The sequence below is a fragment of the Sphingobacterium sp. NPDC055346 genome, from assembly GCF_053645235.1.
Genome location: NZ_JBSHMI010000004.1, coordinates 297,682 through 311,090 on the forward strand (window position 1 = coordinate 297,682; position 13,409 = coordinate 311,090).

Sequence of the window (13,409 nt, forward strand, 5' to 3'; positions counted from 1 at the left end):
CTTTAAGGTTCCCTTACTTTAGTCCTGCTTTACGAAAATCTATATAAATATCGTTTATACCCCTGTTTTTTAATTGTTTAAACAAATATTTTTAATGATACCCCTAAGTATTTTCTAAAACATTTAATTAATTGACCTGTTTTTTTGAAGAGGATAAGAAACAGAGTTTTAAAATTTAAATGATTAAACGATGAGTATGTTAGAAGATTTGAAACTAAAGAAAGACCTGATTATTGCCAATTTCAAGGAAGCTGCCAATGATGGTTATGACCATTCGATTGAGTCCGCAGGAAAAAAAGGTCTTCGTTCAGGGCGTGTGTCTGAACTGACAGCTATTGCGGATTTAAAACCTGGTGGTGGAGAGCGATTAAAGAAAATCATGGAGATTGCCGATGGTAATCTTGGCGGAGCAACACGCGTAGGTACCTTACATGACCTGCGGATTGTCCTGTTGGACAATGACAGCAAAATACTGTTCTGTACGGCCTACGATGGCGATTGGGATGCATATATCGATGATTTTGCGACCAAAATCCCGGAATTGATGGATATCATCTTTGGGAATGTGGAAGGCTGGCCTGGCATCAAGGATCCAAGCGTCAAACAATTTATCATTGATCATCAGATTACTGCAACGGGTTGGTATGTTGGTGTGCCACACCTAACGGTGAACGATATCCGAAGGCAGGACAAGATCGTATCTGGACTGAACAAGGTAATTGATGAAGCGAATAAAAGTTAGGCTATGGCATTTGAGATTTTAAAAAGGATTTTTAATCCGAACAAGGTGGAAATTGAATTGGAGGATATCCAATCCATGATCTTACGTAGCCGACCCATTCCCTATTATGGGACGATGGCAGCCCTCCGAATCAAGTCTCCCGAAGCGGGAAAGGAAATGATCAAGGCCGTCCTACCCTTGGTGCATTCTGCCCAAGATTGGGACAAAAACGAAGGGGCTACCGTATTTTTAACCTTTACCTATAAAGGATTGGAAGCATTGGGATTACCGAAAGACTCCCTGGATTCCTTTCCGGAATCGTTCAAGGAAGGCATGGCCGCTCGAGCCAAGTTCTTAAAGGATGTGGATGTCAATGACCCCAAGCATTGGGAAAAATCATTTAAGCAGGAAATCCATGTCGCTGCCGCCGTAATTGCCGATTCTGCAGACGCATGGCAAGAATTATTGCAACAGTTCAGGAAAGAGCTGGAGGGGAAATCCGGCATTGAGGTCTTGTTTCAGCATGATTTTGGTGCAACGGAAGAGGTCAAAAATGTCTTTGGATTCAGGGATGGCATCAGCAATCCGGAAATTGAGGGCAGTGGCATTGAATTACCCGCCAGCTATGACCGTCCGATCAAGGCGGGGGAATTTATCTTAGGCTATCCGGGTGAAGCTGGAGTAATCGCTCCTTTTCCTCAACCGGAAGTTCTGGGAAAGAATGGTTCTTTTCTGGCAGTGCGTAAATACCAAAGCCAGGTTGCTGAATTCAATAAGTTTATCCAAGAGAACAGCAATAGTCCAGAGGAAGGCGAGCTATTGGCAGCAAAGACAGTAGGCCGTTGGCGAAGTGGTGCTCCCTTGGTCCTAAGTCCCGATGCGGATGATAAAGAACTGGGCGAGAATATGCACAAGAACAATGATTTTTCATTCAAGCACGATGAATATGGCAAGAAATGCCCTTTCTCTTCGCATATCCGCAGGATGAATCCTCGGGATTCCAAAAACTTTGTGATGGAAGATGTTCGCTTGCACCGCATCATTCGAAAGAGCGTCACCTTTGGAGATATCGTCCCTCCTGAGGTTACCAAGAATGATGGCAAGGAACGTGGTCAGTATTTCCTCGCCATCAGTGCCAATGCAATGGGTACCATGGAATTCTTACAAGCCCAATGGGTAAACGATGGGAATTCCCAAAACCTGGGAACCGAAACCGACCCTTTGATATCTGTTCAAAAAGATGGACTGTTCACTGTCCCCGCTGATCCCATGGTCAAACGGTACCACAACCTCCAGACCTACAACATCGTAAAAGGTGGAGCGTATTGTTTTATCCCAAGCCTTTCTGCCTTGAAATGGATCAGTGAACTGGCATAAATAATCACACAATATTCATAAAATGCTAAACTATAGAACATGAACAAGGAGTATATAAAATATAGCCCTGAGTTAGAGGAAATCCCAGAGAATTTCGAAGAATATATGGCTACCATCAATAAGGATATCCAAAACTACATCCAGGAAACCAAGCAACTGAGCAATATCAACCATTATACCCGAGATGCACATGCCAATGGCTATGCCGCCCTAAAGGCAGAGTTTGAAATCTTGGGAAATCTTCCGCCCGAGCTTGCGCAGGGCGTATATGCACAGCCTGGAAAGCACGAAGCTGTCATCCGATTTTCCAATGGCTCGTCAAGGGTCCTGCCCGATAAATTAAGTGGCAATGCCCAGGGTATGGCCATTAAGGTCTTTGATATACCAGGGAAAAAATTGGCACCTAACGAGGTAGATTCCCCTAATATGGATTATAACCTGATCAATAATCCGGTATTCTTCTGCAATACGGCTGAACATTATGTCTTTATCTCTAAGTTATTCCTTAAGCTGACCGATTTCTTTGAAAAAGGCGCCTTAGGTAAACTGGAATTTGCCGCATTATGGGCCACAGAAAATAAAAAGGCTTTTCCAAATTGGGAAGCGCTCAAGGAATTGAATGCCTTAAAAACCTTTGAAAAGATCCCTGCCATCAATAGCTTTCTATACGAATTCTATAGTATGGGCGCAGTAAGGCATGGAGATTACATGGCTAAGGTCAGGGTAAAACCATCCGAGGAGACCAAACAGCGGGTTCAACAGAAAGATGTGAACATAGAATCCGAAGATTGGCCCTATCGTTCTGCAATTATTGAGGAGATCGCTAAAAACGATATGACCTTTGAACTGCAGGTGCAGCTCTGCAATGATCTGGACAAACTGCCGATCAATGATCTGACAGTTGAATGGGATCAAGAGCTTTCGCCCTTTCAAACGGTAGCCAAGATCAGCATTTTTCAACAGGAAGTTCCCGCAGATGGCAACTTTGAAATCATGGAAAATCTATCCTTTACCCCTTTCAGGACCATTGAGGAAAATAGCCCAATAGGCAATCTACAACGGACCAGACAACAGGCCTATGTCACTTCATCAACAAGTCGTCATGCCCTTAATCATAAGAAAAAAGTGGAACCTAAAAACCTAAAAGAGGCTTTTGACCCAAGCTTTTATAATTTGTAGATTTTAAGATCGCGGTAAATTGATTTTATCGCGGTTTTTTTTGGACGTGATTGTCAACCTGACGAAGGAACTAATCGATTATGGATATCATTGGCGTACAGGCCCTTTACCTTCGCCCCCTGCTGTCGTCCTGAGGAAGGAAGGATCTCGGGATTTTACAGGCCTAATCAATTACGGCTGGCATTGGCGTACAGGTCCTTTACCTTCGTCCCCCTGCTGTCGTCCTGACGAAGGAAGGATCTCGGAATTTTACAGGCCTAATCAATTACGGATGGTATTGGCGTACATGCCCTTTACCTTCGTACCCCTGCTGTCGTCCTGACGAAGGAAGGATCTCGGAACAATGTATACATATCCATGTTGTATTGGCGTACAGGTCCTTAACCTTCGGTTAAGGATGACAAGCAGTTTCTGAGGAGAACCGTACAGATTCCTCACAGATCGTTCAGAATAAAATTGCGCTAAAGAGGGATTCAGAGTGAAACGAAGAATCTATTTTTTATTTTATTTAGAGGAGTGTGTCATTTCGAAATCGTCAGATGAGAAAACCTTTTCAAGTGTAGTATGGATAGTTCCGATACCCTTCGGTGCTGCCCTCAGGGTGACACAGAAAGGTATAGAAAAACATTTCACCCACTCTGTGGGTTGGCCGAAGAACAAATCAAGCTTCTATAAAGATTTCACCCCCGCTGGGGGTTTCTCAATACAAACATTCACCTTCCTGAGGAAGCCCTTTAGCCTCCCGGCTCATTTCCAATGGCGGAAAAATGGAAAGAATGCCGTTGCCCTGTGCGATGGGATTGGCCTTGGAATGCTTTCAAAAAATTCTCCATCAAAAGGGAGAATTTTGAAGGAAGATATTCCCGACATCAAGGCATTCTTTTCATGTGAAGTGGATGGTGCGAAAAGCCATCTTAAATGAGCCGAAGCGTTTTGGTTACTTTTGCGCCTCAAAAGTAACGAAGAGAATTATACATACATACCTGCATTTCAGATCCTATGGATTAACTTTGAAGAGTTGAATGATAAATGCTTTCAAAAAATTTAGATTATGATCAAGATATACCATAACAACATGTGCAGTAAAAGTAGGGCTACTTTAAATCTTTTACAGGAGGGACAGGAGGAAATCAAAATTCAGGAATACCTTAAACAGGTTCCATCAAAAGCTGAATTAAAGGAAATCTTATCAATGCTGAAAATGAAGCCGTTGGATTTGATCCGTAAGAATGAGGTTATATTCAAGAAGAACTATAAAGATAAAAACCTATCGGATGAGGAATGGATAGATATTATGCTTGCAAACCCAGTCCTCATAGAAAGACCGATTGTAGTTAAGGATGGAAAAGCTGCAATCGGTAGACCAATTGAAAAGATCATTGAGCTCTTGAAAACCTAAGTTCCAATAGCTTCATTTTTCCTTCCCCATAACCAATAAATAAGGATACCAAGTAAACTACCAATTAATATAATGAAAGTCCACAGATATTTTTGATTGACGTTTAGGGATTTATTGTAGATAATATGAAATAGGGTAAAAAAAAACGGCAATGCTCCTATTAACAAAAAAACAATCTCGATAGAGCCAATATTGATAAACAGTAAATTCATAATCAGGATTTTATTTAGTTAAAATTAACAAAAAATTGTGCAATAATTACCTAAAAACTGGTATTTATGGAAAGTAAGAATAGCCTTACTTTTGTATAGAACAACATCACATTAACTCCTTTGCATAAGTACATACAATTAGGATAGAATGAAAAATGCCCAACCGGTATGGCTGGGCATTTTCCTTTATAGGAGTTTTGGATATTATTTATCCAAATCTCTTAACCATGTTTGAACTTCTTCACGAGTTTTACCCGTTTTTTTCTGAAGTTTACCATATAGTTCGTCTTCTTTTCCTTCAACATACAATAAATCGTCATCCGTTAGATCTGCATATTGCTGTTTTACTTTTCCTTTTAAAATATTCCATCTTCCTTTTAAATCTAATGAATCCATTTGCTTTTTATTTTAAGTGAATTAATAAATATGTGTGTATAATAGGAACAATGCTAAACCTAAATAGTTTTATTTTTTTTGAATTCAAGGAGAAGATTGCAAAAACCAAATGATTGATTCTTTGTTTTAATTACATGGATTTAAACAGAACTTTTGCATATCATCATGAAGGCCGTGAGATTCAATTCAGCGTGACTTATGACCCTAAGACCCATTCATTCAATGTGGTTGAGGACGATAACATCAATTATATCCTGTCCTATAACCCAGCGACACGGGAATGGACAAGCACCGAAGATCCTGGACCTAGTATTTCAGTAGATAAATTGGCCCAGTTGGTCCAAAAAAGTTTCGGAGTCTTCGTATAAGCAAAAAGAAATTTTAATTAGTTTTCCCACGGAATGCAGGCATTTTGCCTGCATTTTTTATTTAAAGAAACAGCCCCAAAATTAATTTGGAGCTGTCAATTATTTAGACATTTTACCTATTTCTGCCTTAAGGTAAGCTGTCCATACTATTTCTTCATAATGCCTTTGCGAACTTATTTATCGGTTGTATTCATTGGGTGAACAGTCTGGAAAGAAAATAGTTCATTTTATTTGGATGGAATGGATGGGGAGGGTGGTTTTGTGGATGTAAGGGTGGTTTGAATTAGGATGGAATGGATGAGAGGATGGACCAAGACAATTTCTTACAGCTACACTACCCACCTGATAAGGTTTTCCACTGGGTCCCGGATTATCCATTATTTATTTAAAATAGATTCCTCGCTGCACTCTGAATCACTCTTCGGCGCATGTTGATTCTGAACGATCAGTGAGGAATCTGTACTGTTCTCCTCACAAACCGCTTGTCATCCTTAACCGAAGGTTAAGGAACTGTACGCCAATATATTTATGATTGTTTAGTCCCGAGCCCCTTCTTTCCTCAGGATGACCCGGAAAAGGAGAGCTTTTTCCACGATATACTGCCCTAGAAGGGCAGAATTATTTTAGCAATAGTTTTTCGCTACTTCCAGGCTAACTTGCCATGTTTTCTAAAATAATGTAACCCCTATGGGGTTATATATTTAAAAAATAAAAGAGCTAATTTATTTTCATTTCCAACATGGTATCATCACCTTCCGATAATTTTAGTCCAATTATTTTATTCTCAGGATGGCAAAACGGAGGGACCCGAGGCCTAGGAAAGTACCTTATGAAAAAAGCCCTTCAATGATGAATTTCAATTTTTTTTAGATAATTTAAAGTAAAAACTCTTTTGATTCGTCTTTGTCTTTATGGACGAGGCACAGCTAGAACGTATGTCGGAAAAAAACGCCAAAACTTTTTCGGAGGTTGTCAAGGAATATGGCGGCCAGTTGCTGCGCTTTGTCAAGGCGCGGGTGAAAAAGACTGCCGATGCGGAAGATATCCTGCAGGAGGTTTGGTATCAATTCTCGAGGGTTACCAATATTGAAGATTTGGGCAATGCTGGGGCATGGTTATATTCCGTTACCCGAAATAAAATCACAGATAGTTATCGAAAAAAGAAGGATGAATCGCTCGACGAGCTTACCGAAGCTGCCGATGAGGACTCCTTCCCTATTGCACATCTCTTGGTTGCCGATGAAACGGACAATCCCGAACTCAAGATGTTCAAGGATATCTTCTGGGACGAGCTGATGAAGGCTCTGGAAGAACTACCCGAAAAACAGCGCAAAGTGTATATCCTTAATGAAATCGAAGAGATGACCCTACAGGAAATTGCAAATCTTGAAAATGAAAACCTCAAGACCATCATCAGCCGCAAAAGCTATGCGGTTAAACATCTTAGATTAAGGTTACGGGGTCTCTATAATGAATTAAAATCTTAAAAAAAAATTAGCGATGAATAGCTCAATGAATACTAAAAGAAAAGGGAAAAAGATCTTTATAGGAATAGCCATTGTTATCTTCTTCTTCCTGCTCATTGCCTTGCTTCAATTTCTATGGAACAAGCTGATGCCCGAGATATTCGGTCTGAAAACCATTGATTACTGGCAGGCACTCGGATTGTTTATCCTTTCTAAGCTCTTATTTGGTAGAGGCTTTGGAAAGCCAGGTTCTGGCTTTGGCCGTAAAATGCGACAAAGAGAACTAGATCGTTCCGACTTAAGTGAGGAAGAAAAGGAAAGATTGCGGGAAGAATGGAAGCGACGCTTTGATTCAAAATGTGGATTTTAGGCTTGCCTAGGGGGAAATTGAATTTTTTTCAAAATAATTTAAGGTAAAAGGATGGGTTCCTGCGTCTACTACATCAAAGGCCTTTAAATAGAACAAAATAAGAAAAACATGAAAAATAAATTTCAATTAATAATCCCAAGATTACTTGTAGTAACAGCCATAGCAGGTATTGCAACATTGCTGATCGGAACAATCTTTAAAGTACTGTTGGTTACAACCATCTTGTTTTCCTTCGGAACCTTGGTTTATTCCAAAATCAGCAGACGTAGAAAGCATGCAGACTATCCTGCCTACAGGGCAGCATTTGAGGGCACGATAAACGGTCCTTACCTTACTGCAAATCCACAGGCTATAGTTCCTGTTCAATATGTGAACAGAGCGAGCAAACCCAGCATTGTCCCTATTTACTAATTAATAAAAAATGATAAAAATGTTCAGAAGAGAAACATATAACCAAGACGCAGAAGCTCAGCAAAATTTTTGCCGAAGCAATTTTAAGAGAAAATTTGACCGTTTTCAAAATCACTTTTTCAATGAAGGAAATCCCTTCAACAGAAGCCAAAAAGCAAACATCCCAGTGAATATTGCAGAAAATGAAGAATTATACCAGGTTCAGGTATATGCGGCAGGCAGGAAGAAGGAACAATTTCAGGTAAATATATCCGACCAGGTCCTGACAATCACCTGTAAAGCTGCAGAATTAGAGCCAGGATTAAAATATATCTACCAAGAACAGCAATTAGGTGAGTTTGAAAGAGCTTTCCAATTGCAGGATGAGATTTTGTTAGGGAATGTACATGCCAGTTTTGAGGACGGTATCTTAACGGTAATCCTTCAGAAAGATCCTTCCAAAATAAAACCGGCACAGGAAGTTCAGGTCTCCTAGTAGACTTGAGAAAACATAGAACCATAGAAAGAGCAACCTGATGAGGTTGCTCTTTCCTTTGTATAAAAAATTATCCTTGTGAAATCGCTGAAGAAAGGATTATGATCCAAAGAAGTATCGCTCCACATCTTTCCATCCATTCAATCTTTCAAAACCAGTTTCATGGATATTGTGATAGCAATTAAATATCAGGCCAGTACCCGAGAAAGAACGTAGATTATAGATATGGTCATCGATCATATAGTCTGCTTTGATGATGCCCTTATTGCCACAAAATACCACTTGATGCCAAGTAATAAATGGGAAATTCTCTTGTAACCAATCAAATTTTTCGACCAAGCTCCAAGGGAATTCCATTGCTGCCGAAACGATATACACATCAAAATTATCGTTCAGACGCTTGACCACTTCTTGGGCATCAGGATTCAGGGGAAGGGTCCTAAAGAAATCAGGTTTCTCCAAATATCGGTAGACTGCAGCAGGGTCCTCAAAGCATTCGGCTTCTGGTTTTCCTTGGATCTCGGCTTCAGTGATCCGGATTCCTGTTTCCTGGAAATGATAAGCTAAATAATGCGCCATGTTATTGGCCAAGACCCCATCCATATCGATGGCAATAGTTTTACGTGTTGACATATTGGAAGATATGAAATTATTTGATACCGAAAAATCATCTAATTGATATTTTCGATCAATCTTTCTTTATCAGGAGGTTCGAGAATTACCTTATTATTACAAAAGAACCTTAAATAATTACGGACATTAAAATTTGAGCTGTCTCCCCAATCATTAAAAACTTTACAGGCATCCTCGTTCCTGTTTAGCATCAGATAACAGATCCCCAAGGTTCGAAGGCAATCATTATAGTAAAAAAATTGTTTTCGATTGACCGGAACCTGTATCGCTTTTTCTAAATGAGGTAAGGCCTCTTCATATTTTCCTTCTTGGTATAAGTCATCCCCTAGTTGGAACGATGAAATTGCATCCTTGATCTCCTTTCCGACATCTTTTTTATCGAAAGTCGAATAATGGATCCTTTGAACGACAAGAACATTCTCTTTAAAATCGTTAAAGAAAAAACCACTGATCTTATTCAGTGCTTTCCTGAGTTCGGTTTCCAGTTTTAAGTCAACTGGATTTAGAAATACGACATCCCTGATTACATTATTCGTATCCAGTACAAATTCAATTTCACAAAAGAATTCGGATCTTGACTTCTTTTTTAGTTCCGAGGAATAAAATGCCAAACTGCTTGCAAAATCCATATTGCTGGTAAACCTCACCTTGTTAAAGGTATCTTCAATCAATAATTTCTCTCCGTTTCTTTCTGCATATTTTGCCTGAAATTCAGGATATGTTTTTATGAATATGGAGTCTTTCAAAAAATAAAAGATATGATCAGGGTCGCCACGCTCTTGTATCACAAGGTAATCTGAGTCAAAAGAATAAAAAAGGGATCGGTGGACCATATCAATATTTTTGAGATCATCATATCTGGCCTTAAATGGTTGATCGTTGATTTTTAACTCATCTTTTGATATTTCATAAATGGTTTCATTGGAAAACAAGGGCGAATGTATATCGGAAATCATCTTATTGGCATCGGTGACAAAATCAAGGACCCAACGCCCGATCAGTCGATTCTCTTGGGCATTGATCGGTTGGAAAAACAAGCAAAATAGAAAGAGAAGCAGAAAGGACCTGCTAAGGAACATGTTTGGAATGCCTCCAAAAAATTTGCAGTTCATAATAATTGATTAAGAGTAGTTGAAAGTAAAGATATTTCCCAAGAATTCGAAATGGTTCAGCCCCTAAACTGAACTGTCATTAAACAGCGGTTATTTATTAATAGAAACTTAATGAAGTTAAGTATTTGTGATAACATTTTCTTAATATTTCAACCATAATTTTATGTTTTAAAGATCAAAGCAAATTAACCTCATGAAACGTATCCTAAAACTCTACCATGAAAACAGGTATTTTTATAATTGTTTTTTAACCTGGTACTTTTTTTTGAGTTGCATTGTATTTTCAATTCCGAAACAAGAGTCATTTTTATTTATCAATTCCAAACATTCTTTATTTTTCGATTATTTTTTCACGGTCATCACACAGTTTGGCGATGGAATCTTTGTGATTGCCTTAGCCTTACTTTGTTTCTTTTTATGGTCCAAAAGGCTGGGCGTAGCAATTGCAGCAACCTATATAGGCTCTGGATTGATCTGTTCACTCTTAAAAAGAACCTTCCATACCCATAGACCGGGTTTCAATCTTCATGATGACCCCTCCTTTCATTCCTTGGCCTGGATGCCCATGTCCTACCACAACGCATTTCCATCTGGCCATACTACCTCGGCATTTGCCTTGGCCACATGTATTGCCCTATATTCTAAAAATAGAAATTTGGCCATTATTGCATTCCTGCTAGCTTGCTTGACGGGTTATTCACGGGTTTACCTAGGTCAGCACTACCTTGATGACGTATGGTTTGGTTCTTTATTGGGAATTAGCTTCTCCTGTTTATATGGTTTGTTGGTTTCCTATTATGGTGAAAATGGCTTCAGCCTTTCCATACCTAATAACTTTAAAGTATAATCTATGCTAAAGATAGCGCTGAGTGCTGCCAAATTTGCGGCGGTAGGTCTTTTGGGAATGGCCATCGATTTCTTTTTCACCTGGCTCTGCAAGGAAAAACTAAAGATAAATAAGTTCATCGCCAATGCCATCGGTTTTTCATTAGCCGTGGTCAATAATTATATCTTGAACAGGATATGGACCTTTTCCAGCAAAAACCCGCAGGTTTTAGAACAATTCCTTTATTTCCTAGGGATCAGCAGCATTGGATTGGCACTCAACAGTACATTTCTATATCTTTTTCACCAAAAGTTAAAGTTAAACTTCTATTTCAGTAAGCTCCTCGCTATTGGGATAGTTTTCATCTGGAATTTTTCTGCCAACCTACTCTTTACGTTCAACAATGGAAAATGAATACAGGATTAAACTGAGGTGGCTAATCATTGTTAGCAGCATCTTGCGATGCCTGTTTGCCCTTTTTATCGAACTGGGCAATGACGAAGTCTATTACTACAGTTATGCGGAACACTTAGATTGGAACCACTTTGACCATCCACCTATGGTTGGTATATTGATCCGTTTTTTTACGCTTAACCTTCATTGGGTCAATGATTTTTCCATGCGTTTTGGAGCAATCATCATGGCGGCTTTCAACACTTGGTTAATCGCAGGAATAGCGAGACATCTGATGAGCGAAAGAGCAGGATTGATTGCGGCCGTCCTGTACACGGCATCCATTTATTCCAGTATCATTTCCGGCCTATTTATCCTACCAGACTCCATAGCAAATACTTTTTGGATCGCTGCTATATATAGTATGGTAGTGATTTTGACCACAACAGACCGACATAAGCAAAGCAATCAATTTCTGCTACTGGGTCTATGGATAGGATTAGCCTGCATGAGTAAGGTGCATTCCATTTTTTTAGGTATAGGTTTTATTTCCTATATCCTCCTTTTCCAAAGACCATTTCTCAAAAATAGATCGTTCTACCTAGGGATGGGTCTCTTTATGATCTGTGTGCTTCCCATTTGGCTTTGGAATGAAGAATATGGTTTTATCACCTGGAAGTTCCATAGTCAGCGCATCAGTTACTTAGATTCGGGAATCCGATGGGACTATTTTGCCCAAGCGATTTTTGGACAGATCTTCTATAATAATCCCCTATTGGTCTATATGTATGTTTTTGTCCTTATTTCCTTATTCAAGGATAAGTTTAAGATAAAAGGGCTGTCAAAAGATATAGTTTACCTCTTGTTACTGACCTCCCTACCGATAATTGGCGCAACTACGGCAATTTCCCTGTTCAGACAAGCCCTGCCACATTGGAGTGGTCCAGGTTTCTTTGGGATTATGCTAATAAGCAGCATGTGGATCGACCAACAGATCATACTTAACAGGATTTCGAAAATCAGGAAATTATTAAATTTTCAGCTTAGTTTTACCCTTATTATCATTGCCATTGGGGTTCTCCTGATCAATTTCTATCCCGGCAACCTTTTTTCAAATTCGACAAACGATCAATTGGGCAAGGGAGATATTACGCTTGACATGATGGGCTGGAAGGATTTAAAGGGCCAATTTGAAGCGTTAAGGACAGAAGATATCAACAAAGGTGAAATGTCCATCCATGATGCACTATTGGTAGATAAATGGTTCCCCGCTGGCCACTTATACTTCTATTTGGCAAGGCCAATGGAAATGCGCATGATAGCTGAAGGAAAACTGACGGACATCCATAAATATGCCTGGATAAACCTGTCGATTCCGCCTATACAAAAGGGTGAAAATGCCTACTTTATTGTTCCCTCCAATAATTATATTTCCGTTGAAAATCAATATTCCAATCTATTCAAAGAAATAAAATTGAGAAAGGTTTTGGTGCAGGAACGAAGTCATCAAGCCGTGAGGTATTGGTATATATACCAACTCTTCTCAGCCAAAGAAACCATTGGAAATCGACATCCTATGTCATACAAAGAATAAAAAAGGTTGCCATAAATGACAACCTTAGGTTTAAAATATAAAGATATAATTGTTTAAAAGATATACCGCCAAGAATTGATCAGGGTCATCGGGATATAGATAATGGTCAATAATAATGCAGTAACAAGATCTGGCTGTTCCAGCTTTTTGAAACGTGCATAGGAGAACAGGGTTATACAGATCAATAGGAAACCTATTCCGATAATAAAGGACCAAGTATTTCCAGCAAGGTTATTGAGCAGGATTCCCGCTTTCAAAAGAACCAATACCAGAATCTCTCCCAAAAGGATTTTCTTCCAATTCATGAATTAAATAAATCTAGTTGAACAATGTTTATTAATTAGCTTGAGCAAGAATGGCTTTTTCGGACATTCACGCATTTTTAAATGTTCTTTCACAAAAGACCAATATCCACAATGAATGCAAAAATATTTCATAATAATCAATAATTAATAAACGATATCCGGTAATTGTGGG

The 13,409-nt window shown here is 39.2% G+C and carries 19 protein-coding genes; 13 read left to right on the forward strand and 6 right to left on the reverse strand.

Annotation, left to right across the window (positions count from 1 at the left end; all coding sequences use genetic code 11):
- Window positions 1-190: 190 nt before the first annotated feature.
- Genes ACWICE_RS10280 through ACWICE_RS10290 form a run of 3 tightly spaced genes read left to right on the forward strand, consistent with a single transcriptional unit; the run spans window position 191 to window position 3,277 of the window.
- Window positions 191-742: a hypothetical protein gene (locus tag ACWICE_RS10280; RefSeq protein WP_093097237.1), complete on the forward strand. Its 552-nt coding sequence runs from the start codon at window positions 191-193 to the stop codon at window positions 740-742.
- Between the two features lie 3 nt (window positions 743-745).
- Window positions 746-2,098 (forward strand): Dyp-type peroxidase, encoded by a 1,353-nt coding sequence (locus tag ACWICE_RS10285; RefSeq protein WP_454298310.1) that lies wholly within the window; start codon window positions 746-748, stop codon window positions 2,096-2,098.
- A gap of 39 nt (window positions 2,099-2,137) precedes the next feature.
- Window positions 2,138-3,277: a catalase family protein gene (locus ACWICE_RS10290; RefSeq protein ID WP_454298311.1), complete on the forward strand. Its 1,140-nt coding sequence runs from the start codon at window positions 2,138-2,140 to the stop codon at window positions 3,275-3,277.
- 261 nt (window positions 3,278-3,538) lie between these two features.
- On the opposite strand, the gene ACWICE_RS10295 is transcribed toward ACWICE_RS10290, so the two are convergent.
- Complete coding sequence (locus tag ACWICE_RS10295; RefSeq protein ID WP_454298312.1) at window positions 3,539-3,715, reverse strand: hypothetical protein; 177 nt, start codon at window positions 3,713-3,715, stop codon at window positions 3,539-3,541.
- A 40-nt stretch (window positions 3,716-3,755) separates the two neighbouring features.
- Between ACWICE_RS10295 and ACWICE_RS10300 the strand changes: the two genes are divergently transcribed.
- Together ACWICE_RS10300 and arsC are read left to right on the forward strand one after the other, a co-directional pair.
- Window positions 3,756-4,199 (forward strand): hypothetical protein, encoded by a 444-nt coding sequence (locus ACWICE_RS10300; RefSeq protein WP_454298313.1) that lies wholly within the window; start codon window positions 3,756-3,758, stop codon window positions 4,197-4,199.
- A 129-nt stretch (window positions 4,200-4,328) separates the two neighbouring features.
- The gene (gene arsC, locus ACWICE_RS10305; protein ID WP_454298314.1) at window positions 4,329-4,676 is read left to right on the forward strand and encodes an arsenate reductase (glutaredoxin); all 348 of its coding nucleotides are present in this window, start codon (window positions 4,329-4,331) and stop codon (window positions 4,674-4,676) included.
- On the opposite strand, the gene ACWICE_RS10310 is transcribed toward arsC, so the two are convergent.
- Window positions 4,673-4,888, reverse strand: a complete 216-nt coding sequence (locus ACWICE_RS10310; RefSeq protein ID WP_185212521.1) for a PLDc N-terminal domain-containing protein — start codon at window positions 4,886-4,888, stop codon at window positions 4,673-4,675. The two genes, arsC and ACWICE_RS10310, sit on opposite strands and share 4 nt — an antisense overlap.
- Window positions 4,889-5,092: 204 nt before the next feature.
- Window positions 5,093-5,284: a CsbD family protein gene (locus ACWICE_RS10315; RefSeq protein WP_093097249.1), complete on the reverse strand. Its 192-nt coding sequence runs from the start codon at window positions 5,282-5,284 to the stop codon at window positions 5,093-5,095.
- 134 nt (window positions 5,285-5,418) lie between these two features.
- Between ACWICE_RS10315 and ACWICE_RS10320 the strand changes: the two genes are divergently transcribed.
- From ACWICE_RS10320 to ACWICE_RS10340, 5 genes are all read left to right on the forward strand, one after another.
- The gene (locus ACWICE_RS10320) at window positions 5,419-5,652 is read left to right on the forward strand and encodes a hypothetical protein (RefSeq protein ID WP_185212522.1); all 234 of its coding nucleotides are present in this window, start codon (window positions 5,419-5,421) and stop codon (window positions 5,650-5,652) included.
- 935 nt (window positions 5,653-6,587) lie between these two features.
- On the forward strand, window positions 6,588-7,139 hold the full coding sequence (locus ACWICE_RS10325; protein WP_185216728.1) for an RNA polymerase sigma factor: 552 nt from the start codon (window positions 6,588-6,590) through the stop codon (window positions 7,137-7,139).
- A 25-nt stretch (window positions 7,140-7,164) separates the two neighbouring features.
- A complete protein-coding gene (locus ACWICE_RS10330; protein ID WP_214656435.1) occupies window positions 7,165-7,488 on the forward strand; it encodes a hypothetical protein in 324 nt (107 codons plus the stop codon).
- A 108-nt stretch (window positions 7,489-7,596) separates the two neighbouring features.
- Complete coding sequence (locus ACWICE_RS10335; protein WP_454298315.1) at window positions 7,597-7,899, forward strand: hypothetical protein; 303 nt, start codon at window positions 7,597-7,599, stop codon at window positions 7,897-7,899.
- 19 nt (window positions 7,900-7,918) lie between these two features.
- On the forward strand, window positions 7,919-8,374 hold the full coding sequence (locus ACWICE_RS10340) for an Hsp20/alpha crystallin family protein (protein ID WP_454298316.1): 456 nt from the start codon (window positions 7,919-7,921) through the stop codon (window positions 8,372-8,374).
- A 99-nt stretch (window positions 8,375-8,473) separates the two neighbouring features.
- On the opposite strand, the gene ACWICE_RS10345 is transcribed toward ACWICE_RS10340, so the two are convergent.
- Window positions 8,474-9,007 (reverse strand): 5' nucleotidase, NT5C type, encoded by a 534-nt coding sequence (locus tag ACWICE_RS10345; RefSeq protein WP_454298317.1) that lies wholly within the window; start codon window positions 9,005-9,007, stop codon window positions 8,474-8,476.
- Between the two features lie 38 nt (window positions 9,008-9,045).
- Complete coding sequence (locus tag ACWICE_RS10350; protein WP_454298318.1) at window positions 9,046-10,119, reverse strand: tetratricopeptide repeat protein; 1,074 nt, start codon at window positions 10,117-10,119, stop codon at window positions 9,046-9,048.
- A 265-nt stretch (window positions 10,120-10,384) separates the two neighbouring features.
- On the opposite strand from ACWICE_RS10350, the gene ACWICE_RS10355 reads away from it, so the two are divergent.
- From ACWICE_RS10355 to ACWICE_RS10365, 3 genes are read left to right on the forward strand one after another with little or no spacing between them, the layout of a single operon-like run.
- On the forward strand, window positions 10,385-10,966 hold the full coding sequence (locus ACWICE_RS10355) for a phosphatase PAP2 family protein (RefSeq protein ID WP_454291958.1): 582 nt from the start codon (window positions 10,385-10,387) through the stop codon (window positions 10,964-10,966).
- Between the two features lie 3 nt (window positions 10,967-10,969).
- On the forward strand, window positions 10,970-11,359 hold the full coding sequence (locus ACWICE_RS10360; protein WP_185212530.1) for a GtrA family protein: 390 nt from the start codon (window positions 10,970-10,972) through the stop codon (window positions 11,357-11,359).
- The gene (locus ACWICE_RS10365) at window positions 11,349-12,932 is read left to right on the forward strand and encodes a glycosyltransferase family 39 protein (protein WP_454298319.1); all 1,584 of its coding nucleotides are present in this window, start codon (window positions 11,349-11,351) and stop codon (window positions 12,930-12,932) included. The genes ACWICE_RS10360 and ACWICE_RS10365 overlap by 11 nt, the downstream gene beginning before the upstream one ends.
- A 53-nt stretch (window positions 12,933-12,985) precedes the next feature.
- On the opposite strand, the gene ACWICE_RS10370 is transcribed toward ACWICE_RS10365, so the two are convergent.
- Entirely contained in the window at window positions 12,986-13,237 is a 252-nt protein-coding gene (locus ACWICE_RS10370; RefSeq protein WP_185212532.1) for a hypothetical protein, read from the reverse strand.
- Between the last annotated feature and the right edge of the window lie 172 nt (window positions 13,238-13,409).

Coding starts and splice junctions, on each gene's coding strand:
- ACWICE_RS10280 (WP_093097237.1), top strand. CDS start 191: ATGAGTATGTTAGAAGATTTGAAACTAAAGAAAGACCTGATTATTGCC.
- ACWICE_RS10285 (WP_454298310.1), top strand. CDS start 746: ATGGCATTTGAGATTTTAAAAAGGATTTTTAATCCGAACAAGGTGGAA.
- ACWICE_RS10290 (WP_454298311.1), top strand. CDS start 2,138: ATGAACAAGGAGTATATAAAATATAGCCCTGAGTTAGAGGAAATCCCA.
- arsC (WP_454298314.1), top strand. CDS start 4,329: ATGATCAAGATATACCATAACAACATGTGCAGTAAAAGTAGGGCTACT.
- ACWICE_RS10310 (WP_185212521.1), bottom strand. CDS start 4,888: ATGAATTTACTGTTTATCAATATTGGCTCTATCGAGATTGTTTTTTTG.
- ACWICE_RS10315 (WP_093097249.1), bottom strand. CDS start 5,284: ATGGATTCATTAGATTTAAAAGGAAGATGGAATATTTTAAAAGGAAAA.
- ACWICE_RS10320 (WP_185212522.1), top strand. CDS start 5,419: ATGGATTTAAACAGAACTTTTGCATATCATCATGAAGGCCGTGAGATT.
- ACWICE_RS10325 (WP_185216728.1), top strand. CDS start 6,588: ATGTCGGAAAAAAACGCCAAAACTTTTTCGGAGGTTGTCAAGGAATAT.
- ACWICE_RS10330 (WP_214656435.1), top strand. CDS start 7,165: ATGAATACTAAAAGAAAAGGGAAAAAGATCTTTATAGGAATAGCCATT.
- ACWICE_RS10335 (WP_454298315.1), top strand. CDS start 7,597: ATGAAAAATAAATTTCAATTAATAATCCCAAGATTACTTGTAGTAACA.
- ACWICE_RS10340 (WP_454298316.1), top strand. CDS start 7,919: ATGTTCAGAAGAGAAACATATAACCAAGACGCAGAAGCTCAGCAAAAT.
- ACWICE_RS10345 (WP_454298317.1), bottom strand. CDS start 9,007: ATGTCAACACGTAAAACTATTGCCATCGATATGGATGGGGTCTTGGCC.
- ACWICE_RS10350 (WP_454298318.1), bottom strand. CDS start 10,119: ATGAACTGCAAATTTTTTGGAGGCATTCCAAACATGTTCCTTAGCAGG.
- ACWICE_RS10360 (WP_185212530.1), top strand. CDS start 10,970: ATGCTAAAGATAGCGCTGAGTGCTGCCAAATTTGCGGCGGTAGGTCTT.
- ACWICE_RS10365 (WP_454298319.1), top strand. CDS start 11,349: ATGGAAAATGAATACAGGATTAAACTGAGGTGGCTAATCATTGTTAGC.
- ACWICE_RS10370 (WP_185212532.1), bottom strand. CDS start 13,237: ATGAATTGGAAGAAAATCCTTTTGGGAGAGATTCTGGTATTGGTTCTT.